The sequence below is a fragment of the Streptomyces sp. NPDC055099 genome (assembly GCF_053607685.1).
The window spans coordinates 106,945-130,860 of the sequence record NZ_JBSGUA010000003.1 but is presented as its reverse complement, the minus strand read 5'-3'; the positions used below and the strand labels follow the sequence as shown (position 1 = coordinate 130,860).

The following is a 23,916-nucleotide window of genomic DNA, read 5'->3' as shown; positions in this document are numbered from 1 at the left end:
CCTTCGGCTACTGCGGGTCCGGGCCCTTGGCCACCGGGCGGGACTCGTCCGACGACCACTCCGACCACGAGCCGACGTACAGCGACGCCGGGATGCCCGCCACCGCGAGGGCGAGCACCTCGTGGGCGCCGGACACACCTGAGCCGCAGTAGACGCCGACCTCGGAAGTGTCCGATGCGCCCAGGGAGTTGAAGCGTTCCGCGAGGTCGGCGGCGGGCCTGAAGGTGCCGTCCGCCGTGACGTTCTCCGTGGTCGGCGCGGACACCGCACCCGGGATGTGACCGCCGACGCGGTCGATCGGCTCCACGTCACCGCGATAGCGCTCGGCCGCGCGGGCGTCCAGGAGCAGCCCGGAGCGGGCGAGGGCCGCCGCGGCGTCGGCGTCGAGTAGGTCGGTGGTGTTCGTCTCGGGTGCGAACGACCCCGGGGCCGCCGGACGCTCGTCCCCGGACTCCAGCCGCCCGCCCCACGTGGCGAGCCCGCCGTCGAGCACCCGCACGGAAGGGTGACCCGTCCAGCGCAACAGCCACCAGGCGCGTGCGGCGGCCCAGCCCTGCCCGCCGTCGTACACGATCACGTCCCGGTCGGCCGAGACACCGGCCGCCCGCATCACCGCCCCGAAGTGCTCCACGTCCGGCAGGGGATGCCGTCCGCCCGAGCCGGCCGGACCCGCGAGGTCGGCGTCCAGGTCGACGAAGACGGCGCCGGGGATGTGCCCCTTCTCGTACTCGGCCCGGCCGTCGAAGGCGGGTGCGCCCGCCGCCTTGGCGGTGCTCAGCTGCCAGCGGATGTCCAGGAGCACTGGCGGGTTCTCGCCCGCCAGGTCGCTCGCGAGTTCGGATGCGGAGATGATGGCATTCATGGGCCCATCCTCGCGCACGGGGTGGCCGCATCGGTCAGGTCCGGCTACCCTGCTCCGCCGTACGACCGCCGAACACGCGGCGTATGGAAGCGGGCACACCGTGTACTGCCGAACGACACCACAGAGCAACCGCGCGTTTACGGATGAGAACCGGCAAACCGGGCATCCTCTGGGCGGAGCCGGGACAAGCGGCGCGGCCGGGGCGCGGGGCGCCACAGGTGGTGCGAGCATCTGCACGGGCGGGCCAGGGCGCGACACAGGTACGTGCATTCGAAATGCGGAGCCGAGCGGCCACCTGAAGGGCCGAGGAGAGAGTGACGATGACGGAGGCACGGGGGTCGACGGACCGGAGTGACGGCCCGGGGGCCGTCCGCCGCGCGCCCGGCACACCCACCTGGGTGAGTCTGATGGCGCATGGCCTGGCCACGACCCAGGAGTTCTACGGAGCCTTGTTCGGCTGGGAGTTCCGTCCCGGGCCGGATCAGCTCGGGCCCTACGTACGGGCGCTGCTCGACGGCCACGAGGTCGCCGGGATCGGTCAGTTGCCGCCCGACCACCACCTGCCGATCGCCTGGACGCCGTACCTGGCGTCGGACGACGTGGACGCGACGGCCGAGGCCGTGCGGCACTGCTGCGGCACGATCGGCGTCGGACCGCTGGACGCGGGCCCGGCCGGGCGGATGGCCATCGCGGTGGACCCCGCGGGCGCGGTGTTCGGGATCTGGCAGGCGGCGGAACATGTGGGCGCCGCGCTGGGCGGCGAGCCCGGGGCCACGGCCTGGAACGAACTGGTCACCCAGGAGACGGCAGGCGTCGTCAAGTTCTACCAAGCGGTCTTCGGATATACCGAAGAGGCAGTCGTCTCGGCCGACTTCGACTACGTCACGCTGCAGGTCGACGGCCGCCCCGTGGCCTCGGTGCACGGCGTCGGCCAGGCGCTGCCGCGCGACCGGGGCGCGCACTGGATGACGTACTTCGAGGTCGCCGACGTGGACGAGTCGGCGGAGCGGGTGGTGGAACTCGGCGGCCACGTCGTCAGGCCCGCGCACGCGGGCGCCCACGGACGGGAGGCCACGGTCGCCGACCCGGAGGGGGCGGTGTTCACGCTCGTGCGCTCGGAGAGCTGACTCAGACGCGGGCGGACGTGTCGACCGGCAGCACGTCGGGCGACAGGGCGCCCGCGCGTGATGTCGCCGCCGTCATCCGGCGCCTGTGGTGACGGCGGCACAGCACCTCGTAACCCACTTCGTCCGCCGCGTGGTTGACGTCGCCGATGACGACCTGGGCACCCTCGACGACCATCGCACCGCCTATGGTGCGGGCGTTGTGGGTGGCGCGGGCGCCGCACCAGCACAGCGCCTCGACCTGCAACACCTCGACGCGGTCGGCGAGTTCGACCAGACGCTGCGAGCCGGGGAAGAGCTTGGAGCGGAAGTCCGTGGTGATGCCGAAGGCGAAGACGTCCAGGCCCAGGTCGTCGACGACGCGCGCCAACTGGTCGATCTGGCCGGGCGCGAGGAACTGCGCCTCGTCCGCGATCACGTAGTCCGCGCGGCCGCCCTGCGAGAGGTGGTCGACGAGATGGGCGTAGAAGTCGAAGTCGTCGGCGGCCTCGATCGCGTCCGTGACGAGACCGAGCCGCGAGGAGAGCTTGCCCTCGCCCGCGCGGTCGTCACGCGTGAAGATCAGCCCCTGCAGGCCCCGCGCCGATCGGTTGTGTTCGATCTGCAGAGCCAGGGTGCTCTTTCCGCAGTCCATCGTTCCGGAGAAGAACACCAGCTCGGGCATGGGGAGTTGAGGCCTTTCGGGACGTACGAGGGGACTGCGGGGAGGGCGGCCGGACATCGGGAGACCGGTCAGGGGCGTACTTCGATGAGCGGCACGAGCTGCTCGACGGGGGTCATGGAGCCGTGCATGCCGACCAGGGCCGACTCCTTCGGCTCCCTCTCGGAGGCGATGATCGCCACGTCGTCGTGGGCCGCCGCGATGACGTCGCCGATGCGTCCGTACACCCGCTCGTCCACGGCGCCGGGCGGGCCGAACCAGCCCGCCGCGATCGCCTCGTCCCGGCTCGCCACCCAGAACTGCTCGCCGAGCACCTCGCGCCAGACGGTCAGGACGTCGTTCTCGGCGCCCGGGACCGCGTACACGTGGCGCGCGCGGCCCTCGCCGCCGAGGAGGGCGACTCCGGCGCGCAGCTCCCAGTCCTCGTCGAAGTCGATGCGGGACTGCTCGTCGAAGGGGATGTCGAGCATGCCGTGGTCGGCGGTGACGTACAGGGCGCTGCGCGGCGGGAGCTGCTCGGCCAGGCGCTGGACCAGGCGGTCGACGTACATCAGCTGGCCGCGCCAGGCGTCGGAGTCGACGCCGAAGCGGTGCCCCTTGCCGTCGACCTCCGCGTAGTACGTGTAGACCAGCGAGCGGTCGCCCGCGCCCAGTTGCTCGGCCGCGAGGTCCATGCGGTCCTCGCCGGAGAGCTTGCCGCGGAAGCTGCCGCCGCTCAGCGCGATCTTGGTGAGCGGGGTGTTCTCGAACGTCGGGGAGGACACCTGGGCGGTGTGCACGCCCGCCGCGTGGGCCTGCTGGAAGACCGTGGGGTACGGCTGCCACTTGCGCGGGTCCGACCACGGGTTCCAGCGGAGCTGGTTCATCAGCTCGCCGGTGGCGGGATTGCGCACGGTGTAGCCGGGCAGGCCGTGCGACGAGGGCGGCAGACCCGTGCCGACCGAGGCCAGGGACGTCGCGGTGGTGGCGGGGAAGCCCGCGGTGATCGGGCGGCCCGTGCCGCCGCGCGACGAACTGATGAGCGAGGTCAGGAAGGGCGCCTCGTCCGGGTGGGCGCGCAACTGCTCCCAGCCGAGGCCGTCGATCAAGAAGACGCAGTTCCGGTCGGCCGGGGCGAGTTCCGGGATGACGGGCGTGAAGCCTTCGACACCCTGGTGGGAGACGAGCGTGGGCAGCAGGTCGGCGAGCGAGCCCACGCCGTACTCGGGCAGGGGCGCGGAGTCGAGGGCGAGCGGCTGCACGTCGTCCCAGGCGGGCAGGGACATCAGCGGTTGGTGTCCGCGGTCGCCTCGGACAGCGCCTGGGCGAAGGCCAGGGTCTGGCGCACGGTGTCCGGGCCGTCGCCCGCCTCGCTGACGCGGAGGCTGAGGTCGTCGGCGGTGGAGCTGCCGGTGTACCCGTGGTCCGCCTCGCAGTTGGGGTCGCCGCAGGCGGCGGGCTCCAGGTCGATGCGCGACACGGCGCCCCAGCCGATGGTCAGGACGACCTCGCGGGGCAGCGAGCCCGGGACGTACTTCTCGGGGTTGGCGACGACGCGGCTGACGACCACGGACGAGATCCGGCCGATCTTCACGGACTCCGTGGAGGTCGTCGCGTACGGCGTCGGGGAGGTGCTGTCCGCGGCCTGCTCGTCGGTGTGGCTGACGATGAAGCGCGTGCCCGTCAGGACGAGGACCGTCACGTGCCGGCGCACTTCGTTCGCGTCGAACGTGGTCTCCTGGTGGACCAGGTAGGACCCGATGGGTTCGCCGCCGATCGCGGCCTCCACCGCCTCGGCCACGAGGGCCGGGTAGTAGCCGCTGCGCTCGATCGCCGCGCGCAGCCCCTGGGTCGTCGTACCGGTCTTTGCCATGCCGTCCATCCTACGACCCGACGGAGGGCGCACGGTGCCCCACTGGCCGCCTCAGTACCCGGGCAGGGCCCGCGGGCCGAGGTCGCCGCGGGCCGGCGGGGGCGCGAGCCGCACGGAGGCGCCGAGCACGGAGAGGCCACGCTGGGCGACGACCACGGGCTCCAGGGACACGGCGACCACCTCGGGGTGATCGTCCACGAGGCGCGAGACCCGCTGGAGCAGCTCTTCGAGTGCCGGGGTGTCGACCGGCGCCGATCCGCGCCAGCCGAAGAGGAGCGGGGCGGTCCGGATGGATCTGACCAGGGAACCCGCGTCGCGCTCGGTGACCGGGACGAGGCGGTGCCCGGTGTCGCCGAGCAGCTCGGACGGGGCGCCGGCGAGCCCGAAGGAGAGCACCGCTCCGGCCGCCGGGTCGATGACCGCGCGGACCACGGTGTCCACGCCGCGGGGCGCCATCGCCTGCACGACGGGCCGCAGCTCGGCGGGCTTGCCGAAGGCGCGGGTCAATTCGGCGTAGGCCCTGCGCAGTTGCTCCTCGTCCGCCAGGTCGAGCCGGACGCCGCCGAGGTCGGCGCGGTGGCGCAGGTGCGGGGCCGTGGTCTTGAGGGCCACGGGGTAGCCGAGCGCGTGGGCGGCGGCGACGGCCGCGTCCGGGTCGGGCGCGGGCCGGGCGTCCCGTACGTCGATGCCGTACCGCCCGAGCAGTTCGCGGGCGTCGTCCTGGGCGAGGGTGGCGCCGCGCGGGTCGTCCTGCGCGGCGAGCAGCTCGTCGATCCGCCGGGCCGTGCCGCCCTCGTCGATGTCCTCGTACTCGTGCACCTTGCCGGGTTCCTTGGCCTCGCGCCGCCACTGGGCATACTTCACGGCTTCGGCAAGGGCCCGCACGGCACGCTCGGCGGCGGGGTAGGCGGGGATACGGTACCCCGTCGCTGCCGCTGCCGTGGGCGCCCCCGCTGCGGGTGCGCTCTCGCTAGCCGCCGTTGCTGTGGGCAGGCGTTCCGCAGGGCGATTGGGGTCTCCCCTGCTCGAACGAAGTTGAGAGCTTGGGGAAGGGTGGGCACAGCCCCCGCTGCCGGGCACAGTTACAGCAGCGTCAGGGCGAGTCCGGGTCGCGGCAGCCAACGCTTCGGCGAGCCCGCCGAGTTCCACGTGCACCACGGCCACCGGCTTCGCCGGGCACCCGGCGGCAGCCGACCGCAGCGCAGCGGCAAGCTCCTCCCCCTCGGGGGCAGCAGTGGTGGCCCGGTCCTCCCCCACCCAGGGAATGGCGGTGACGATCACGGCATCGCAGGCCTCGTCCGACAAAGCATCGGACAGCGCGGCGCGGAAGTCCGCGGGAGTGGCCCCCGTGGTCAGATCCACCGGCGGCAGCGGCCGAAGCCCGTCGGCGACACACGCGTCGTATGTGAGGAGCCCGAGCGACTCGGAGTTCCCGAGGATCGCCACCCGCGGCCCGGAGGGCAACGGCTGCCCCGCGAGCAGCAGCCCCGCGTCCACCATCTCCGTCACGGTGTCGACCCGGATGACCCCCGCCTGGCGGAGCAACGCCGACACCGTGGCATGCGGAAGCCGCGTGGCCTGCACCGCGTGCCCCGTGGGCGCGATCCCGCTGTGCTTGGCCCCCTGCACCACGACCAGCGGCTTCGCCGTCGCCGCGCGCCGGGCGAGCCGGGTGAACTTGCGCGGGTTGCCGATGGATTCGAGGTACATCAGGGCGACATCGGTGTCCGGGTCCTCGTACCAGTACTGGAGGACGTCGTTGCCGGACACGTCCGCGCGGTTGCCCGCGCTCACGAAGGTCGACAGGCCCGCGCCGCGCCGGTGCAGGCCGGAGAGAAGCGCGATGCCGATCGCTCCGGACTGCGTGAAGAGGCCGATCCGGCCGCGCTCGGGAGGATGCGGGGCCAGCGACGCGTTGAGCCGCACGTCCGGCGACGTGTTGATGACCCCGAAGGCGTTCGGGCCGAGGATGCGCGTGCCGTACGACCGTGCCTGGCGCACCAGTTCGCGCTGCCGCTCCCGCCCTTCGGGACCGCTCTCCGCATACCCGGCGGAGATCACGACCAGCCCGAGCACCCCGCGCTCCCCGCACTCGTCGACGGCCTGCGGCACCCGCTCGGCGGGCACGGTGACCACGGCGAGCTCGACGGTCTCGTCGATGTCCCGCACGGAGCGGTACGCGGGCACGCCGTCGACCTCGGCGCTCTCCCCTGCCTCGAAGTCGAACGCGCTGTTCACCGCGTACAGCCGCCCCGTGAAGCCCGCTTCGCGCAGGTTGCGCAGGACGCTGCGCCCCACGCCGCCCGGCGTGCGTCCGACACCGATCACCGCGACCGACTTCGGCGTGAGCAGCCGCTGCACCGACCGCGCCTCGGCCCGCTGCTCACGGGCTCGCTGCACGGCGAGCGAGCGGTCGGTCGGCTCCAGATCGAATTCGAGCCGTACGACGCCGTCCTCGAAGCTGCGCTTCTGCTGGTAGCCCGCATCCGTGAACACCTTGATCATCTTGGTGTTCGCGGGCAGCACCTCGGCGGCGAAGCGGCGGATGCCGCGCTCCCTGGCTACGGCGGCGATGTGTTCGAGGAGGGTGGAGGCCACTCCCCTGCCCTGGTGGGCGTCCTGCACGAGGAAGGCGACCTCGGCCTCGTCGGCGGGCGCACTCGCGGACATGCCGCGCTCGTCGATGCGGTCGAAGCGGACGGTGGCGATGAACTCGCCGCCCACGGTGGCCGCGAGACCCACCCGGTCGACCTGGTCGTGATGCGTGAAGCGGTGCACGTCCTTGGCGGACAGCCGTGGGTAGGGCGCGAAGAAGCGGTAGTACTTCGACTCGTCCGAGACCTGTTCGTAGAAGCTGACCAGGCGGTCCGCGTCCTCGGCCGTGATCGGCCTGATCCGGGCGGTGCCGCCGTCACGCAGGACGACGTCGGCTTCCCAGTGGGAGGGGTATGCGTGCCGGTCCGACGGGGTCTGCATGGGCCCAGGGTACGGGTCGCGGGGGCGCCTCGGCCGGGGCAGTCTAGGAGTCGTCGAACAGCCGGCGGAGCACTCGTGACGGCATGAGACACTGGTCTAGACAAGTGTGAGACACCTGGAAGGGCAGCAACACATGGCTGAGCGCCGCGTCAACGTCGGCTGGGCCGAGGGCCTTCACGCCCGACCCGCCTCCATCTTCGTCCGCGCGGCCACCGCCGCCGGCGTCCCCGTGACGATCGCCAAGGCTGACGGCAACCCCGTGAACGCCGCCTCCATGCTCGCGGTGCTCGGTCTGGGCGCGCAGGGCGGCGAGGAGATCGTGCTCGCCTCCGACGCCGAGGGTGCGGACGCCGCCCTCGACCGTCTGGCGAAGCTGGTCGCGGACGGCCTCGAGGAACTCCCCGAGACCGTCTAGTAAAGACTGGTACTCATACGCTGAAGGGCCTGCCCCGAAATAGGGGTGGGCCTTTCGGCTTTTCCACTGCTATTCGGGCAGCAGAAATAAGACCCCGCCCAATAGCGCTTCTTTGCACTTCTTTGTATACGGCGCCTCTGTTAAAGACGCAGACCCGCCGTGTTTACGGAATGTTGCGAACCCCTCACACCGGAGAGATGGCGCACGAAGCGCGGCCGGTGCGCGGAGGCCGTTCGCTCCGTGTGCTGAGTGGTGAGCGCGCGGGCCCGTTCCGCGTCCCCGCGAGCGACCGCGTCGACGATCGCGGCGTGCTCGGCCCAGGCCTCGGCGGGAGCCTCCGTCGGCTCGACCACGTACATCCATGCGATCTTGTGCCGGAGCTGCGTGAGCAGCGCCGTGAGGCCCGGGCTGCCGGACGCCTGGGCGAGCGTCTCGTGGAACCAGCCGCCCAGGGAGCGCAGATCCTCGCTCTGGCCGCGCCTCGACCGCTCCTGGCCGAGCCTGACGAGACCGCGCAGGACCTTCAGGTGCGCCTCCGTGCGGCGCTGGGCGGCGCGGGCCGCGCCCAGGGGCTCCAGGAGCGCGCGGATCTCAAGGAGGTCGGCGGCCTCCTGCTCGGTGGGCTCCGCGACGCACGCGCCCGCGTGCCGGCGCGTGACGACGAAGCCCTCGGCCTCAAGGGTGCGCAGGGCTTCGCGCACCGGGACGCGGGAGACTCCGTAGCGGCGCGCGAGCAGTTCCTCGGTGAGCCGGCCACCCCGTTCGTAGACACCGGAGACGATGTCGTCCCGGATGGCCGTGCATACCGAGTGCGCGGGAATGCGCATGACTGACCTCCGCCTTAATCCCCGCGAAACGCGGTCGATCGACGCCTGTTCTGCGACTCTATTGCAGGACGGCCGAATTTCCGACGGCAGGCCGAAATCCAGGGATACTTTTGGCCAAAGGAGATACGGGAACGGCGAAAGCCCCGGCTCTCGACGAGCCGGGGCTTTCGGTGAATCAGTGGCGCTTCGCGCGTCCGCCTTCGTCCGCCGGGATCAGACGTTGACGCCGTGCGAGCGGAGGTACGAGACGGGGTCGATGTCCGTGCCGTAGTCCGCGCCGGTGCGGGCCTCGAAGTGCAGGTGCGGGCCGCTGGAGTTGCCGGTGGAGCCGGAGAGGCCTATCTGCTGGCCCGGAGTGACCGCCTGGCCGACCGTGACACCGAGGGACGACATGTGGCCGTACTGGGTGTACGTGCCGTCGTTCATCTTGATGACCACGTTGTTGCCGTAGGCGCCGCCCCAGCCGGCCTCGACGACGGTGCCGGAGCCGACCGCGTGGACGGGGGTGCCGGAGGCGGCGTGGAAGTCCACGCCGGTGTGGCTGCCGGAGGACCACATGGCGCCGCCGGTCTGGTAGCCCGTGGAGACGTACGAGCCGGAGATCGGGGAGACGTAGGTGTTGAGGCGCTTGCGCTCGGCCTCGCGAGCGGCACGCTCCTTGGCCTCGCGCTCCTTCTTGGCCTTGGCCTTCGCCTCGGCCTCGGCCTTGCGCTTCGCCTCTTCGGCCTTCTTCTTGGCGGCCTCTTCGGCCTTCTTGGCCGCGGCGGCGGCGTCGGCGGCCTGCTGCTGGGCGGCGGCCTGCGCGTCGATGCTCTCGGCGAGCGAGTCGCCGACGGAGACGGCCTGGGTCAGGCCGGTGTGCTCGAGGGCCGCCGCGTCGTCGGCGGCGAGCGCCGGAGCGGCCAGGCCTCCGATGACACCGGTGGTGGTGAGGGCTGCGACGCCCGCCACGTTCGCGGTCGTACGCGTGAGGCGGCTCGGGCGACGGTGCTTCCCGGTGGCACGGGTGAACGCCATGAAGCGGCTGATCCTTTCCTTCCTTCTCGCCTACCGGGTTAGCTGACGGGTTCGGAGCAGGAAGGTCTCCTACGAGTCCCTCACCTGACGGCAAGGTTCCCGATTCACCCCAAGGGGACATGTGGGTCCCCGGCTCCCCTGGCTCGCGCCGTACGGGGACTCGGCGATGACTGTCCGGTGCCGCGGGTGCGACTACTGCATGACGAACAGCCGGGATGACGCTAAGCGGGCCGTCTTTCAAACGACAAACGGATCAGAGCTTTTGTAGCGCACGCCACAGGTCAGACACGTAACCTCCATAGCAATTCGGACATATGAGAACCCCAGTGGTAAATCTCAGCCACTGGGGTCCCGATATGTCCTGACTGTGACTCAGCTCGCGGTCACCCCGTGACCACACTCACTTCACCGATGCCGAGCGCCCTGACGGGCTCCTCGATCTGCGCGGCGTCACCGACGAGCACCGTCACCAGACGGTCCACCGGGAAGGCGCTCACGACGGCGGCAGTGGCCTCCACGGTGCCGGTCGCGGCCAACTGGCGGTAGAGCTGGGCCTGGAAGTCGTCCGGCAGGTGCTGCTCGACCTGGTCGGCGAGCGTGGCCGCGACGGACGCCGCCATCTCGTACTTGAGCGGGGCCACGCCCACCAGGTTCTGCACGGCGACATCGCGCTCGGCGTCCGTGAGGCCGTCGGCCGCGAGGGTGCGCAGGACCTTCCACAGGTCGTCGAGCGCCGGGCCCGTGGACTCAGTGTCCACGGAGCCGCTGATGGCGAGCATCGCGGCGCCGGTGCCGTCCGGTGCGGAACGCAGGACCTGGGCGAACGACCGTACGCCGTAGGTGTATCCCTTCTCCTCGCGCAGGACGCGGTCCAGGCGTGAGGTGAGGGTGCCGCCGAGGCAGTACGTGCCGAGCACCTGCGCGGGCCAGACACGGTCGTGGCGGTCCGGTCCCACGCGGCCGATGAGCAGCTGTGTCTGGACGGCTCCGGGGCGGTCCACGATGACGACACGCCCGGTGTCGTCCGCGGTCACCGGGGGCACCGGACGCGGCTCGGCGGTGCCGCCCGTCCAGGCGCCGACGGTGTCGGCGAGGACGGCGTCCAGGTCGACGCCGGTCAGGTCGCCCACGATGACGGCGGTCGCCGTGGCGGGACGCACGTGCTTCTCGTAGAAGGTGCGCACCGCCGCCGAGTCGATGGCCGTGACCGTCTCCTCGGTGCCCTGACGGGGGCGCGACATGCGGGAGGTCGCCGGGAAGAGCTGCCGGGACAGCTCCTTGGCGGCGCGGCGCCCCGGGTTCGCGGCCTCGTGCGGGATCTCGTCCAGGCGGTTGCGCACGAGGCGCTCGATCTCGCTGTCCGCGAAGGCGGGGGCGCGCAGGGCGTCGGAGAGCAGGCCGAGCGCCTTCGGGAGGCGGGAGACCGGGACTTCGAGCGAGACGCGTACGCCGGGGTGGTCGGCGTGCGCGTCCATGGTGGCGCCGCAGCGGTCGAGTTCGGCGGCGAAGTCCTCGGCGGAGTGCTTGTCCGTACCTTCGTTGAAGGCTCTCGCCATGATCGTGGCGACGCCGTCGAGGCCGGCGGGCTCGGCGTCGAGCGGCGCCTCCAGGTGGACCTCCACCGCGACGACCTGCTGGCCGGGCCGGTGGCAGCGCAGCACCGTGAGGCCGTTGTCCAGGGTGGCGCGCTCGGGCGCGGGGAAGGCCCACGGCCGTGCCTCGCCCGCCTGGGGCTGCGGGTGGAACTGCATCGTTGCGGCCTCGGTCACTTCGCCGCCTCCTCTTCGTCCTCGTCGGTGGCTTCAGCGCCCGCTGTGTCCGCTACGGGTTCGTACACGAGCACCGCGCGGTTGTCGGGGCGCAGGCGGGCCGCCGCGGCCTCCCTGACCTCTTCCGCGGTGACGTCCAGGACGCGGCCGACGGCGGTGAGGGCGAGCTGCGGGTCGCCGAACAGGACGGCGTAGCGGCAGAGTTCGTCCGCGCGGCCCGCCACCGTGGAGAGGCGGTCGAGCCACTCGCGCTCCAGCTGTGCCTGGGCGCGCTCCATCTCCTCCTCGGTGGGGCCCTCTTCCGCGAAGCGGGCGAGCTCCTCGTCGACGGCGGCCTCGATGACGGGCACCTCGACGTCGCCGGACGTCTTCACGTCGAGCCAGCCGAGCGAGGGGGCGCCGGCGAGTCGCAGCAGGCCGAACCCCGCCGCCACGGCGGTGCGGTCGCGGCGCACGAGGCGGTTGTAGAGCCGGGAGGACTCGCCGCTGCCGAGGACCGTCAGCGCCAGGTCGGCCGCGTCGCACGCGCGCGTGCCGTCCTCCGGGAGGCGGTAGGCGGCCATCAGGGCGCGGGCGGGGACCTCTTCCTCGACGACCTCGCGCAGCTCCTTGCCGATGATGTCCGGCAGCGAGCCGTCACGCGGCGGCTGCTTGCCGTCGTGCGAGGGGATGGACCCGAAGTACTTCTCGACCCAGGCGAGGGTCTGCTCCGGGTCGATGTCGCCGACGATCGACAGGACCGCGTTGTTGGGCGCGTAGTAGGTACGGAAGAACGCCCGCGCGTCCTCCAGCGTCGCCGCGTCCAGGTCGGCCATGGAGCCGATCGGAGTGTGGTGGTAGGGGTGGCCCTCGGGGTACGAGAGGGCGGTCAGCTTCTCGAACGCCGTGCCGTACGGAACGTTGTCGTAGCGCTGGCGGCGCTCGTTCTTGACGACGTCGCGCTGGTTCTCCATGGATTCTTCGTCGAGCGCGGAGAGCAGCGAGCCCATGCGGTCGGCTTCCAGCCACAGGGCCAGCTCGAGCTGGTGGGTGGGCATGGTCTCGAAATAGTTCGTGCGCTCGAAGCTCGTGGTGCCGTTGAGCGAACCGCCCGCGCCCTGCACCAGCTCGAAGTGGCCGTTGCCCTGCACCTGCTTCGAGCCCTGGAACATGAGGTGCTCGAAGAGGTGCGCGAGGCCCGTACGCCCCTTGACCTCATGGCGTGAACCGACGTCGTACCAGAGGCAGACCGCGGCGACCGGGGTCAGGTGATCCTCGGAGAGCACCACGCGCAGGCCGTTGGCCAGCCGGTGCTCGGTCGCTGTCAGGCCGCCGGAGCCGGCCTCGGCTGTGGCCGTGTGACCCATGGGCATGTACGTCCCTTCGATCGCGAAAAGCTGGAAATTCTGCCAGTCCTGACACTGTATGCAAGCGTGCCGACAACCTGTGAAGTTCCCGCTCCGCGCTCGGCGTAGTCGGCCCCGAAGTCCGGGTCGTGGTCGGCGTTGTCAGTGGGACAGTCCACAATGGTCGGCGTCAGATCCCTTTGATGCCCTGGCAGACACCCTGAAGGAGCCGCAGCAGCGATGGCCCGCCGCAGCACGAAGACCCCGCCGCCCGATGACTCGTTCGAGGAGAAGATCCTCGACATCGACGTCGTCGACGAGATGCAGGGCTCCTTCCTCGAGTACGCGTATTCGGTCATCTACTCGCGCGCCCTGCCGGACGCCCGCGACGGCATGAAGCCGGTGCACCGCCGCATCGTCTACCAGATGAACGAGATGGGCCTGCGCCCCGACCGCGGCTATGTGAAGTGCGCCCGCGTCGTCGGCGAGGTCATGGGTAAGTTGCACCCGCACGGCGACGCGTCGATCTACGACGCCCTGGTGCGCATGGCCCAGCCCTTCTCCATGCGCCTGCCGCTGGTGGACGGCCACGGAAACTTCGGCTCCCTCGGCAACGACGACCCGCCGGCCGCCATGCGGTACACCGAGTGCAAGATGGCCGACGCGACGTCCTTGATGACGGAGTCGATCGACGAGAACACGGTCGACTTCGAGTCGAACTACGACGGCCAGGAGCAGGAACCGGTCACCCTCCCGGCGGCCTACCCGAACCTCCTGGTGAACGGTGCTTCGGGCATCGCCGTCGGCATGGCGACGAACATGCCGCCGCACAACCTCGGCGAGGTCATCGCCGCCGCCCGCCACCTGATCAAGCACCCCGGGGCCGACCTGGAGACGCTGATGCGTTTCGTGCCGGGCCCCGACCTGCCCACGGGCGGCCGCATCGTCGGCCTGACCGGGGTCAAGGACGCGTACGAATCAGGGCGCGGCACCTTCAAGATCCGCGCGACGGTGGCCGTCGAGAACGTGACCGCACGCCGCAAGGGCCTGGTCGTCACCGAACTTCCCTTCTCCGTGGGCCCCGAGAAGGTCATCTCGAAGATCAAGGACCTGGTCGGCTCCAAGAAGCTGCAGGGCATCGCCGACGTCAAGGACCTCACGGACCGCTCGCACGGCCTGCGCCTGGTCATCGAGATCAAGAACGGCTTCGTCCCGGAGGCCGTCCTGGAGCAGCTCTACAAGCTGACGCCGATGGAGGAGTCCTTCGGCATCAACAACGTGGCCCTGGTGGACGGCCAGCCCCTCACGCTCGGCCTGAAGGAACTGCTCGAGGTCTATCTCGACCACCGCTTCAACGTCGTGCGCCGCCGCAGCGAGTTCCGCCGCGGCAAGAAGCAGGCCAGGCTCCACCTGGTCGAGGGCCTTCTGGTCGCCCTCCTGGACATCGACGAGGTCATCCGCCTCATCCGCTCCAGCGAGAACTCCGCGCAGGCCAAGGAGCGCCTGATGGAGCGCTTCTCGCTGAGCGAGGTCCAGACGCAGTACATCCTCGACACGCCGCTGCGCCGCCTCACCAAGTTCGACCGCATCGAGCTGGAGTCCGAGCGCGACAAGCTCAACGCCGAGATCGACGAGCTGACCCGCATCCTGGAGTCGGACGCCGAGCTGCGCAAGCTGGTCTCCGCCGAACTGGCCGCCGTGGCGAAGAAGTTCGGCACGGACCGGCGCACGGTCCTCCTGGAGTCCGCGGGCACCCCGGCCCCCACCGTCTCGCTGCAGGTGGCGGACGACCCCTGCCGCGTGCTCCTCTCCTCGACCGGCCTCCTGGCCCGTACGGCCAACGGCGAGCCCTTCGCCGAGAGCGAGACCAAGCGCGTCAAGCACGACGTGATCGTCTCCGCCGTGCCCGCGACCGCGCGGGGCGAGGTGGGCGCGGTGACCTCTGCCGGACGCCTGCTGCGCCTCTCCGTGGTGGACCTCCCACAGCTCCCGGAGACGCACTCGGCGCCGAACCTCTCCGGAGGCGCGCCCATCTCGGAGCTGCTCACCCTGGAGGCGGACGAGAAGCTGATCTGCCTGATGACCCTGGACGAGTCCTCACCGGGCCTGGCCCTCGGCACGGAACAGGGCGTGGTCAAACGCGTGGTCCCGGACTACCCCGCGAACAAGGAGGAGTTGGAGGTCATCACCCTCAGGGACGGTGACCGGATCGTCGGCGCGGCCGAGCTGCGCACGGGCGAGGAAGACCTCGTCTTCATCACGGACGACGCGCAGCTGCTGCGCTACCAGGCCTCGCAGGTGCGCCCGCAGGGCCGTCCCGCGGGCGGCATGACGGGCATCAAGCTCGCGGACGGCGTCAAGGTCATCTCCTTCGTGGCGGTGGACCCGGCCGTGGACGCCGTGGTCTTCACGGTGGCGGGCTCGCGTGGCACGCTCGACGACTCGGTGCAGACGACGGCGAAGGTGACGCCGTTCGACCAGTACCCCCGCAAGGGCCGCGCCACGGGTGGCGTACGCGTCCAGCGCTTCCTGAAGGGCGAGGACTGCCTGAGCTTCGCGTGGGCGGGCCCGACGCCACCGCTGGCGGCCCAGCGCAGCGGCCTGCCGGCGGAGCTGCCGGAGATCGACCCGCGCCGCGACGGCTCGGGCGTCTCTCTGGCGAAGCCGGTGGCGGCGGTGGCGGGCCCGGCGTAATCACTCGCCTTGGGGCTCCTGCGGCTCCTGCAGCTCCTGCGGCTCCTGGACGTACCGAAGCACGCCCCACATGCCGCGCTCATCGGCGCCGGCGTGTGGGGCGTACTCACGGGCGGCCTCAAGCTCCTTCTCCAGGGCGGGTACGTCGATCCCGGCCCCGATGAGAACGAGCTGGGTCAGCCGGGCCTCCCCTGCGGCCCACGGCTCCGGGTAGAACCGCAGGAACCGCCCCACGGCGTGCACGGCGTACTTGTTGCGCGGGTCGGCGGCGCCGAAATCGACGTACCCCTTGATGCGGTAGAGCCCTTCGGGCCGACTGTCGAGGAGGGCCATGAAGGGGCGGGGGCTCATGGGCACTTCGGAGGAGAAGGAGAGACTTTCGTAGGCGGAGTGCAGATGGTCGTGGTCGTGCCGCCCGCCTTCCGACTCATGCTGATGCAGGTCATCGAAGGAAAGCTGCCCAAGCCGCTCCCCCACGGGCTTCCGATCAAGCAGCAGTTCCACATCAACGCGCCCGTAGGAGGCGGGAACGACGGCGGCACGATCGGCAAGCTCACGAACGACACCAAGAACCCGCTCCCGCTCACTCTCTGCCACCCGATCGACCTTGTTGACGACAACAAGATCGGCGATCCCGAGATGCCGGTCGACTTCGGGATGCCGCTCCCGGGTCGAGTCGAACTCAACGGCATCAACAACCTCGACGAGCCCGCCGTACACGATGTGCGGATTCTCGCTGGCGAGCACCATCTTCACGAGCTCCTGCGGCTCGGCAAGCCCACTGGCCTCGACGACGATGACATCGATCGCGGCGGAAGGCCGGGCGAGCCGCTCCAGATACTCGTCGAGCTCACTGGCGTCGACGGCACAGCACAGACACCCGTTACCGAGCGAAACGGTCGAGTCCCCGAGCTGCCCGGCAACGGCCATGGCGTCGATCTCGATGGCCCCGAAGTCATTGACGATCGCCCCGATACGACTGCCACCGCTGCGGTGAAGCAGGTGATTGAGCAGGGTCGTCTTCCCTGAACCCAGGAAACCGGTGAGGACGACGACCGGGATCTGCCCGGCACCCGGCTGAGTCAACGTGCGACCCCTTTCACACTGACGCGTGCACCGGCGTGAGCACCGGCTCTCGTACGACGAATGACTGCTGCCCCAGCATACGAGCGCGTAGAAAGCCCGCGAAGTGAACGATTGTTAGCGGCGCAGGCGGGGCACACATCTGGCACGGCGCCGGGACATGCGACCACTGATGCCCTCATGCGCCTCCTCTCCGCCTCCCCGCCGATCAGAGCCGCTCGGCACCCTGGGAGACGGCAAGCGCGCCGCCCATCGCTCGCCGGTCCGCTTTCTGTCGACCCGCACACGACGACCGGCGGACGGTCGCCTGATTCGGGGGTTGACATGGCACGGATAAAACATGCGGCAGGAGTGTTCTGCTGCTTGGTCACGACCGGCTTCGGTCTGGCCGCGGGAGCCGTGGCGACCACGGCCGCGCAACGACGCGCCCTGGATGCGCTGGAAGCGCGACTCAAATGCGTGGAGCGGGCATCGCGATCCCAGCGTCACGCGAATCTGACCAACCAGCAGCGCCTTCACTGGGAGTTGCTGAGCAAGGCGATGGACGATGCCGACCTTGCCGAGGTACTCGACGCCTACGGAGAGGGGGTCTCGCCCAAGAGGCAACGTCAGTACCTCTACGCCAACGCGATGTACACCAACATGGTGCTCAACTACCGCCTTGGAAACTTCACCCGGGAGCAGTTCTACGGATACGTCCGGGGCATGCTCCAGAACCCGATCGTCCGGGAGTACTGGCATGCGACACAGCATCACAGGGCGACGCTGGACAGCACTACGGAGGAGGCCGACCTCGGCTTGCTCGTCGACGACCTGCTGCAGCAGTTGGAGGAAGCTGACATCGACGAGTGGTGGGTGATCGGCGACGTGGATGAGCCGCCGTCAGGCGCTGAGCGGCACCCTTGATCCCGGCCTGCGCTTTTCGGGGGCGCGCTATGACCAAAGTCACATCGGCCACGCTACTTGGGATAGGCTCCGCCCACACGCACACGCGCGTGAGACTTCCACAAGAGTGCCGACGTTCCTGCGGTCTTGTCGGCCTCCCTGGCCTCGGAACGCTGCGTCGGGCGCAAGGCCAAAGGGAAACGACAGTGGCTCAGATTATCCGTCGGATCGGTGCTTCTCCCCGCGCTCGCGGCTGCGCGACGGGCCAGAATTGCCCCGACATCTTCGAACTCTCCGACGGAAACTTTGCCGTTATCGGCACAGAGGCGACAGCCGCGCTCGACGCCGAACTCCCTGACGATGCCTCACGTGCCGACTACGAGCGCATCGTCATCGTTTCCCGCGAGACTCTCATCCGGGCCAGGGCCGACATTCCGCAAGCCTGACGTGCGACACCGCGTTCCGTGAGTCCAGGGCGCAGACCTGCACCCTGGACTCACCGAACGCACAGACCCGGTCAGGCCATTGCCGGAACCGCCTGCGGCGCCCCCACCCCCACATACCGAGCCGCCGGCCGAATGATCTTCGAGTCCTCCGCCTGCTCGAGGACATTGGCCCCCCAACCCACCACCCGCGCCGCCGCGAACGTAGGCGTGAACATCTCTCGTGGCAGCCCGCACAGCTCCATGACCACGCCCGCGTAGAACTCCACGTTCGTGTGCAGCTCGCGGCCCGGCTTCAGTTCGGCGAGGATCGCCTCCACCTGGCGTTCGACCTCGACCGCGAACTCCACCATGGGCCCACCGAATTGCTGCGCGATCCCCCGCAGCATGCGCGAACGCGGGTCCTCCGTGCGGTACACGGGGTGGCCGAAGCCCATGATCCGGTCCCCCGCGAGCACCCGCTCGCGGATCCAGCCGTCGATGCGATCGGGCGTGCCGATGGCGTCCAGCGTGTCCAGCGCGCGGCTCGGCGCCCCGCCGTGCAGCGGACCCGACAGCGCACCCACGGCCCCCACCAGGCAGGCCGCGACATCCGCACCGGTCGAGGTGATCACCCTCGCCGTGAAGGTGGACGCGTTGAAGCCGTGATCAATGGTTGAGATCAAGTACTGCTCGATCGCCCTCGCACGATCCGGATCCGGTTCCGAACCCGTCAGCATGTAGAGGTAGTTGGCCGCGTACGAGAGGTCCTCGCGGGGCTCTACGGGATCGATCCCCTGACCGAGCCGGTACAGCGCCGTGAGCAGGGTCGGCACGACAGCGGACGCGGCGAGCGCGTCGGCACGGCGCCGGTCGGCGTCGATGTCGTACACCGGACGGAAACCCTTCGCCGCACCGAAGAGCGACAGCGCCGTACGCAGCCCGGAGAGCGGCCCCGACAGAGCGCTGGCGCGGGCTATGGCGGGCAGCGCGGCACGCACCTCGTCCGGCAGGCGGCGGAGGCCCGCGGTCAGCTCGGCGAAGGCGGCCCGCTGCGCCGCGTCCGGGAGCTCGCCGTGGAACATCAGGTGCCAGACGTCCTCGAAGCCGCGGCTCTGCGCGAGCTCGACGGCCGAGTACTGGCGGTAGTGGTAGAAGCCCTCGTATCCCCTGACGTCCCCGAGCCGGGTCTCGGTCACGACGACGCCCGCGAGCCCGCGGGGAACCTCCACGGGGCCGGTGGGGATGGTGGTGGTGGAGCCATTGATCGGCATGTTCTTCCTCGACTTCCTCCCTGGACTTGATTCAACTGTCCATGCTTGACTGAGTCATTGTCAATATTGATCCAATCAACATAAGGTCAGAATGGATACGGTGTCGCCCATGACGGATCAAGAGGCCACCCCGAAGGAAGGCCGACGCCTGAGCACCCGGGAGGCCGCGGAACTCCTCGGCGTGAAGCCGGAGACCGTGTACGCCTACGTGAGCCGCGGCCAGCTCAGCAGCCGCCGCGGCCCCGGCTCCCGGGGCAGCACCTTCGACGCCAAAGAAGTCGAGTCGCTCGCCCGCAGAAACCGCCGCGAACCCGCCGCCACCTCCGCGAGCAGCGAACTCTCCGTCCGCACCCGCATCACGCTCATCGACAAGGACCGCTACTACTACCGGGGCGTCGACGCGACGGAACTCTCCCTGGCGCACTCGTACGAAGAGGTCGCCGAGTGGCTGTGGACGGGCGTCATGCGCCCCGGAATCCACTTCACCGCCCCCGCGGAGACCGCCGACGCCGCACGCCGTGCCGTCGACGCGCTCCCCGAGCACAGTGGCCCGACCGACCGCCTCCGCGTGGCCGCCATCGCGGCCGCCGCGGCCGACCCCCTCCGCTTCGACCTCTCCGAAGACGCCGTCATCGGCACCGCACGCACCCTCATCCCCACACTTGTCACGGCGCTGCCCCCGGTGAGCCGCGCCCACCGGGACGAGGGCCCCCTGGCCCGCCGCCTCTGGGCACGGCTGAGCGGCCGGCGGCCCCGGGAAGCCTCGCTGCACGCCCTGGACACCGCGCTCGCGCTGCTCGTCGACCACGACCTCGCCGCATCGACGCTCGCCGTCCGCGTCGCCGCCTCCGCCCGCGCCCACCCGTACGCGGCGGTGTCGGCAGGCCTCGGTGTCCTGGAGGGCCCCCTGCACGGCGCGGCGAGCGGCCTGGCGCACCGCATGCTCCTGGACGTCCTCGACCGCGGCAGCGCGGCCCCCGTGGTGGCCGACGAGCTGCGCGCGGGCCGCCGCGTCCCGGGCCTCGGCCACCGTCTCTACCCCGGCGACGACCCGCGCGCACAGGCCCTGTTCGCGCTCCTGGAGACCATCCCCGAAGCAGGACCCGCCCTCGCGGCGGCCCGCGACGTGGTGGCGACCACGGCCCGCCACACGGACCTGCACGCCAACGTCGACCTGGCCCTCGCCGTCCTGACCGCCTCCTCCGGGATGCCCGCCGAGGCGGGCGAGACGATCTTCGCCGTGGCGCGCACGGCCGGCTGGATCGCGCACGCCCTGGAGGAGTACGAGGAACGCCCGCTGCGCATGCGCCCCAGCGGGCAGTACGTAGGAGTGCGTCCGCCGCAGGCCATGCCCGCGCCCGACGAGGGATGAATCAGCCCAGACCCGGCGCAGGTTAGGCTCACCTCTGTGAGTACGTGCACCACCGCTTCGCGGGACCTGGACGAGCCTCTCGCGGGGACCGCGGCCACCGCCAGGACCTGGCTGCTCCTTGAACAGCCGGGCCCGTGGGGCGCCAGAGCGCTCACTTCGAGCCACCTGGACCCAGAGGTGGGCCGCGCTCTCGAGGCCGCCGCCGAGGGAACCGGCGTACGTGTCGCGCTCATCCGCCGCCCCGGCCGTCACGCCGACAGCCACCCCTCGGCCCGCCGACGGGTGTACGTGGGCCACACCACGCCCGGCAAGACCTGGCTGCGCGGACATGTCACGGACCGGCCACAGGAGCTGCTCGGCCTCGACTTCACGGCTCTCGGCGCGGGTGACCACGGCGGATTCGGAACCCCGCACACCGGCGACCCGCTCGCCCTGGTCTGCACGAACGGCAAGCGTGACCGTTGTTGCGCGCTCCTGGGCAGGCCGCTCGCCGCCGAACTCGCCACGTCAGGTGAAGAAGGCGCCTGGGAAGTCACTCATCTGGGTGGTCACCGCTTCTCCCCCACCCTCCTCGTCCTGCCCTACGGCTACGCGTACGGCCGCTCCGACCAGACCGCCGTCAAGGAGATCCTCGAAGGGGTGCGTACGGGCCGCGTGGTCACCAAGGGCTGCCGGGGCAGTTCCGCCTGGGAGCGCCCCGGACAGGCCGCCGAGCTGGCGGTGCGCGCCGCGACGGGCGAGGAAGCCGCGGGCGCCCTGAGCGTCGTCCACACGGCCGGCGGGGCCCCGCGCTGGGATGTGACGGTGGTCCACACCGACGGACGGCGCTGGCGCGTGACGGTCGCCCAGGGGGCCTCCCAGCCACCCAGGCCGGAGAGCTGCGGCGCGGCGCTGGCGTCCCCGGCGCGCATGGATGTCGTGGCGGTGCGGCTGATCGGGGACGGAGCCGCACAGGAGATCCCCGCCACAGTGACTTCGGAGTAGCCCTCCGCTCGCCGTACCGTTCGTACACATGAGCCCGACCTCCCCTGCCCGACGACTCCGCCTCGGCCTGCCGCGGCGCGTGTTCTCGCAGGTGCTGCTCATGCAGCTGGCCATCGCCGCCGGGGTCGCCGTGCTCGCCACGGGGCTCTTCCTCGCGCCGCTCAGCGATCAACTGGACGACCAGGCGATGCGCCGCGCCCTCGCCATCGCCCAGACCACGGCCGCCCAGCCGCAGATCGCCGAGGACCTGCGTTCCTCGAAGCCGGCCGTCGACGGGCCCGTGCAGACGGAAGCGGAGCGCATCCGGCGTGCCAGTGGCGCCGAGTACGTCGTGATCATGAACAAGGACGGCGTGCGCTGGTCCCACACCGACCATGGCCAGATCGGCCGCGTAGTCTCCACCGACCCCAGCGAGGCGCTCGCCGGGGACGAGGTCATGGAGATCGACGACGGCACCCTGGGCCGCTCGGCCCGCGGCAAGGTGCCGCTGCGGGACATCGACGGGGACATCGTGGGGGCCGTCTCCGTGGGCATCGAGTACGACAGTGTCCGCGCCCGTCTGATCCACGCCATCCCCGGGCTCTTCGCCTACGCCGGCGGGGCGCTCGCCGTCGGCGCCCTCGCCGCCTATCTGATCTCACGCAGGGTGCAGCGGCAGACCCGTGACCTGGCCTTCTCCGATATCTCGGCCCTCCTTGCGGAACGCGAGGCGATGCTGCACAGCATCCGCGAAGGCGTGGTGGCCCTCGACCGCGCGGGCCGCGTACGCCTGCTCAACGACGAGGCCCAGCGCCTTCTCGGCCTCGGCGCGGAAGCCATCGGGCAACCTCTCGACACCGCGCTCGGCCCGGGGCGTACGACTGACGTGCTAGCCGGACGGGTCACCGGCACCGACCTCCTGACCGTCCGCGGCCAGCGAGTCCTGGTCGCCAACCGCATGCCCACGGACGACGGCGGCGCCGTCGCCACCCTGCGCGACCGCACCGAACTGGAGCAGCTGGGCCGCGAACTGGATTCCACCCGCGGCCTCATCGACGCCCTGCGGGCGCAGGACCACGAACACGCCAACCGCATGCACACCCTGCTCGGCCTTCTGGAACTGGAAATGTACGAGGAGGCGGCGGAGTTCGTCGGCGAGGTGGCCGGCGCGCACCGGGTGACCGCCGAACAGATCACGGAGAAGATCGGCGATCCGCTGCTCGCCGCGCTCCTGGTGGGCAAGGCCACGGTCGCCGCGGAGCGCGGGGTCGTCCTCGCTGTTCCGCGCGAGACCGCGCTGCCCGACCGGCTGATCGATCCCGGCGGTCTGGTCACGATCGTCGGCAATCTGGTCGACAACGCGCTCGATGCCGCGGCGGGCACCCTCCACGCGCGCGTGGAGGTCGATGTGCGCACGGAGGAGCGCTCCGTCGTGCTGCGGGTGAGCGACACGGGCCCTGGCGTACCGGCCGAACAACGCGAGACGATCTTCACGGAGGGCTGGTCCACCAAGGAGCCTCCGGCGCACGGCAAGCGCGGCATCGGGCTCGCCCTGGTCCGCAGGCTCGCCGAGCGGCAGGGCGGCAGCGCACGGGCCGGAGCCTCCCCCGAAGGGGGCGCCGAGTTCACCGTCGTCCTGCCCGAAGCGCTCGCCCAGTCCGAACTGGCCCCGACGTCCGGCCTTGCCCCCACGGAGGAGACACGATGATCGAGGTGCTCGTCGTGGACGACGACGTCCGGGTCGCGGACGTCAATGCCGCGTACGTGGAGAAGGTCCCCGGCTTCCGGGTGGCCGCGAAGGCCCACAGCGCGGCCGAGGCGCTGCGGCGCATCGAGGAGCTCCCCGTCGACCTGGTGCTCCTCGACCATTACCTGCCGGACGAGACTGGCCTCGCGGTGGTCCGCACGCTGCGTGAGCGCGGCCATCAGACCGACGTGATCATGGTGACCGCCGCGCGCGACGTCGCCACCGTGCAGGCCGCGATGCGCCACGGAGCCCTGCAGTACCTGGTCAAGCCGTTCTCGTACGCGGGACTTCGCGCGAAGCTCGACGCGTACGCGACCCTGCGCCGCACGCTGGACGGCGGGGGCGAGGCCGAGCAGGCCGAGGTCGACCGCATCTTCGGCGCCCTCTCGGCGACTCCGGCGCCGGAGCTGCCCAAAGGGCACTCCCCCACCACGGCCGAGCTGGTCCGCAGGGCCCTGATGGGCGCGGAAGGGCCGCTGTCCGCGCAGGAGTTGGCCGACCGCACCCGGCTGAGCCGCCAGACGGCCCAGCGCTATCTGAAACTCCTGGAGCGCTCGGGTCGCGTCCGGCTCAGCCTCAAGTACGGCGACACGGGCCGCCCGGAGCACCGCTACGAGTGGGCGTCCAGCGCCTCCTAGCCGCCGGTGG

General features: G+C 70.9%; 20 protein-coding genes and 1 riboswitch. Of the genes, 9 read left to right on the top strand and 11 right to left on the bottom strand.

What is annotated here, in order from left to right:
• Positions 1-7 precede the first annotated feature (7 nt).
• A complete protein-coding gene (locus ACWFRU_RS08585) occupies positions 8-862 on the bottom strand; it encodes a sulfurtransferase (protein WP_453685380.1) in 855 nt (284 codons plus the stop codon).
• A gap of 320 nt (positions 863-1,182) precedes the next feature.
• Here ACWFRU_RS08585 and ACWFRU_RS08580 point away from each other — a divergent pair, with 320 nt between their 5' ends.
• Entirely contained in the window at positions 1,183-1,989 is an 807-nt protein-coding gene (locus tag ACWFRU_RS08580) for a VOC family protein (RefSeq protein ID WP_453685379.1), read from the top strand.
• A 1-nt stretch (position 1,990) separates the two neighbouring features.
• On the opposite strand, the gene ACWFRU_RS08575 is transcribed toward ACWFRU_RS08580, so the two are convergent.
• The 4 genes from ACWFRU_RS08575 to ACWFRU_RS08560 form a co-directional block, all read right to left on the bottom strand.
• Complete coding sequence (locus ACWFRU_RS08575; protein ID WP_365819590.1) at positions 1,991-2,650, bottom strand: thymidine kinase; 660 nt, start codon at positions 2,648-2,650, stop codon at positions 1,991-1,993.
• A 68-nt stretch (positions 2,651-2,718) separates the two neighbouring features.
• On the bottom strand, positions 2,719-3,912 hold the full coding sequence (locus ACWFRU_RS08570; protein WP_453685378.1) for an alkaline phosphatase family protein: 1,194 nt from the start codon (positions 3,910-3,912) through the stop codon (positions 2,719-2,721).
• Positions 3,912-4,508, bottom strand: a complete 597-nt coding sequence (locus ACWFRU_RS08565; protein ID WP_453685377.1) for a DUF5998 family protein — start codon at positions 4,506-4,508, stop codon at positions 3,912-3,914. The genes ACWFRU_RS08570 and ACWFRU_RS08565 overlap by 1 nt, the downstream gene beginning before the upstream one ends.
• A 42-nt stretch (positions 4,509-4,550) precedes the next feature.
• Complete coding sequence (locus tag ACWFRU_RS08560) at positions 4,551-7,475, bottom strand: bifunctional acetate--CoA ligase family protein/GNAT family N-acetyltransferase (protein ID WP_453685376.1); 2,925 nt, start codon at positions 7,473-7,475, stop codon at positions 4,551-4,553.
• Between the two features lie 133 nt (positions 7,476-7,608).
• Between ACWFRU_RS08560 and ACWFRU_RS08555 the strand changes: the two genes are divergently transcribed.
• Positions 7,609-7,890, top strand: coding sequence for an HPr family phosphocarrier protein (locus ACWFRU_RS08555; RefSeq protein ID WP_190085156.1), 282 nt, complete (start codon positions 7,609-7,611; stop codon positions 7,888-7,890).
• Positions 7,891-8,030: 140 nt separating this feature from the next.
• On the opposite strand, the gene ACWFRU_RS08550 is transcribed toward ACWFRU_RS08555, so the two are convergent.
• The 4 genes from ACWFRU_RS08550 to ACWFRU_RS08535 all read right to left on the bottom strand — a co-directional run bounded on the left by ACWFRU_RS08550 (position 8,031) and on the right by ACWFRU_RS08535 (position 12,855).
• The gene (locus ACWFRU_RS08550) at positions 8,031-8,717 is read right to left on the bottom strand and encodes a GntR family transcriptional regulator (protein WP_453685375.1); all 687 of its coding nucleotides are present in this window, start codon (positions 8,715-8,717) and stop codon (positions 8,031-8,033) included.
• 213 nt (positions 8,718-8,930) lie between these two features.
• Positions 8,931-9,734, bottom strand: coding sequence for a M23 family metallopeptidase (locus tag ACWFRU_RS08545; protein WP_453685374.1), 804 nt, complete (start codon positions 9,732-9,734; stop codon positions 8,931-8,933).
• Positions 9,735-9,746: 12 nt separating this feature from the next.
• Positions 9,747-9,910, bottom strand: a riboswitch (cyclic di-AMP (ydaO/yuaA leader).
• 207 nt (positions 9,911-10,117) lie between these two features.
• Complete coding sequence (locus tag ACWFRU_RS08540) at positions 10,118-11,503, bottom strand: M16 family metallopeptidase (protein WP_453685373.1); 1,386 nt, start codon at positions 11,501-11,503, stop codon at positions 10,118-10,120.
• A complete protein-coding gene (locus tag ACWFRU_RS08535) occupies positions 11,500-12,855 on the bottom strand; it encodes a M16 family metallopeptidase (protein WP_453685372.1) in 1,356 nt (451 codons plus the stop codon). The genes ACWFRU_RS08540 and ACWFRU_RS08535 overlap by 4 nt, the downstream gene beginning before the upstream one ends.
• Before the next feature lie 213 nt (positions 12,856-13,068).
• On the opposite strand from ACWFRU_RS08535, the gene ACWFRU_RS08530 reads away from it, so the two are divergent.
• Positions 13,069-15,522: a DNA gyrase/topoisomerase IV subunit A gene (locus tag ACWFRU_RS08530; RefSeq protein ID WP_453685371.1), complete on the top strand. Its 2,454-nt coding sequence runs from the start codon at positions 13,069-13,071 to the stop codon at positions 15,520-15,522.
• On the opposite strand, the gene ACWFRU_RS08525 is transcribed toward ACWFRU_RS08530, so the two are convergent.
• Positions 15,523-16,608 carry a CobW family GTP-binding protein gene (locus ACWFRU_RS08525; protein WP_453685370.1) on the bottom strand — a complete coding sequence of 362 codons (1,086 nt, stop codon included), beginning with the start codon at positions 16,606-16,608 and terminating at the stop codon, positions 15,523-15,525.
• A gap of 360 nt (positions 16,609-16,968) precedes the next feature.
• Here ACWFRU_RS08525 and ACWFRU_RS08520 point away from each other — a divergent pair, with 360 nt between their 5' ends.
• Entirely contained in the window at positions 16,969-17,511 is a 543-nt protein-coding gene (locus ACWFRU_RS08520; protein ID WP_453685369.1) for a DUF6082 family protein, read from the top strand.
• 197 nt (positions 17,512-17,708) lie between these two features.
• On the top strand, positions 17,709-17,936 hold the full coding sequence (locus ACWFRU_RS08515; RefSeq protein WP_453685859.1) for a hypothetical protein: 228 nt from the start codon (positions 17,709-17,711) through the stop codon (positions 17,934-17,936).
• A gap of 71 nt (positions 17,937-18,007) precedes the next feature.
• Here the strand turns inward: ACWFRU_RS08515 and ACWFRU_RS08510 are convergent, their stop codons facing one another.
• The gene (locus tag ACWFRU_RS08510; RefSeq protein WP_453685368.1) at positions 18,008-19,186 is read right to left on the bottom strand and encodes a citrate synthase; all 1,179 of its coding nucleotides are present in this window, start codon (positions 19,184-19,186) and stop codon (positions 18,008-18,010) included.
• 109 nt (positions 19,187-19,295) lie between these two features.
• Between ACWFRU_RS08510 and ACWFRU_RS08505 the strand changes: the two genes are divergently transcribed.
• From ACWFRU_RS08505 to ACWFRU_RS08490, 4 genes are read left to right on the top strand one after another with little or no spacing between them, the layout of a single operon-like run.
• Positions 19,296-20,558 carry a citrate synthase family protein gene (locus ACWFRU_RS08505; RefSeq protein WP_453685367.1) on the top strand — a complete coding sequence of 421 codons (1,263 nt, stop codon included), beginning with the start codon at positions 19,296-19,298 and terminating at the stop codon, positions 20,556-20,558.
• Between the two features lie 36 nt (positions 20,559-20,594).
• The gene (locus ACWFRU_RS08500) at positions 20,595-21,542 is read left to right on the top strand and encodes a sucrase ferredoxin (protein WP_453685366.1); all 948 of its coding nucleotides are present in this window, start codon (positions 20,595-20,597) and stop codon (positions 21,540-21,542) included.
• Between the two features lie 28 nt (positions 21,543-21,570).
• The gene (locus ACWFRU_RS08495) at positions 21,571-23,229 is read left to right on the top strand and encodes a sensor histidine kinase (RefSeq protein ID WP_453685365.1); all 1,659 of its coding nucleotides are present in this window, start codon (positions 21,571-21,573) and stop codon (positions 23,227-23,229) included.
• Positions 23,226-23,906, top strand: a complete 681-nt coding sequence (locus tag ACWFRU_RS08490) for a response regulator (protein WP_453685364.1) — start codon at positions 23,226-23,228, stop codon at positions 23,904-23,906. Before ACWFRU_RS08495 ends, ACWFRU_RS08490 begins: the two co-directional genes overlap by 4 nt.
• The last annotated feature ends 10 nt before the right edge of the window (positions 23,907-23,916 follow it).

Coding starts and splice junctions, on each gene's coding strand:
- ACWFRU_RS08585 (WP_453685380.1), bottom strand. CDS start 862: ATGAATGCCATCATCTCCGCATCCGAACTCGCGAGCGACCTGGCGGGC.
- ACWFRU_RS08580 (WP_453685379.1), top strand. CDS start 1,183: ATGACGGAGGCACGGGGGTCGACGGACCGGAGTGACGGCCCGGGGGCC.
- ACWFRU_RS08575 (WP_365819590.1), bottom strand. CDS start 2,650: ATGCCCGAGCTGGTGTTCTTCTCCGGAACGATGGACTGCGGAAAGAGC.
- ACWFRU_RS08570 (WP_453685378.1), bottom strand. CDS start 3,912: ATGTCCCTGCCCGCCTGGGACGACGTGCAGCCGCTCGCCCTCGACTCC.
- ACWFRU_RS08565 (WP_453685377.1), bottom strand. CDS start 4,508: ATGGACGGCATGGCAAAGACCGGTACGACGACCCAGGGGCTGCGCGCG.
- ACWFRU_RS08560 (WP_453685376.1), bottom strand. CDS start 7,475: ATGCAGACCCCGTCGGACCGGCACGCATACCCCTCCCACTGGGAAGCC.
- ACWFRU_RS08555 (WP_190085156.1), top strand. CDS start 7,609: ATGGCTGAGCGCCGCGTCAACGTCGGCTGGGCCGAGGGCCTTCACGCC.
- ACWFRU_RS08550 (WP_453685375.1), bottom strand. CDS start 8,717: ATGCGCATTCCCGCGCACTCGGTATGCACGGCCATCCGGGACGACATC.
- ACWFRU_RS08545 (WP_453685374.1), bottom strand. CDS start 9,734: ATGGCGTTCACCCGTGCCACCGGGAAGCACCGTCGCCCGAGCCGCCTC.
- ACWFRU_RS08535 (WP_453685372.1), bottom strand. CDS start 12,855: ATGCCCATGGGTCACACGGCCACAGCCGAGGCCGGCTCCGGCGGCCTG.
- ACWFRU_RS08530 (WP_453685371.1), top strand. CDS start 13,069: ATGGCCCGCCGCAGCACGAAGACCCCGCCGCCCGATGACTCGTTCGAG.
- ACWFRU_RS08510 (WP_453685368.1), bottom strand. CDS start 19,186: ATGCCGATCAATGGCTCCACCACCACCATCCCCACCGGCCCCGTGGAG.
- ACWFRU_RS08505 (WP_453685367.1), top strand. CDS start 19,296: ATGACGGATCAAGAGGCCACCCCGAAGGAAGGCCGACGCCTGAGCACC.
- ACWFRU_RS08495 (WP_453685365.1), top strand. CDS start 21,571: ATGAGCCCGACCTCCCCTGCCCGACGACTCCGCCTCGGCCTGCCGCGG.
- ACWFRU_RS08490 (WP_453685364.1), top strand. CDS start 23,226: ATGATCGAGGTGCTCGTCGTGGACGACGACGTCCGGGTCGCGGACGTC.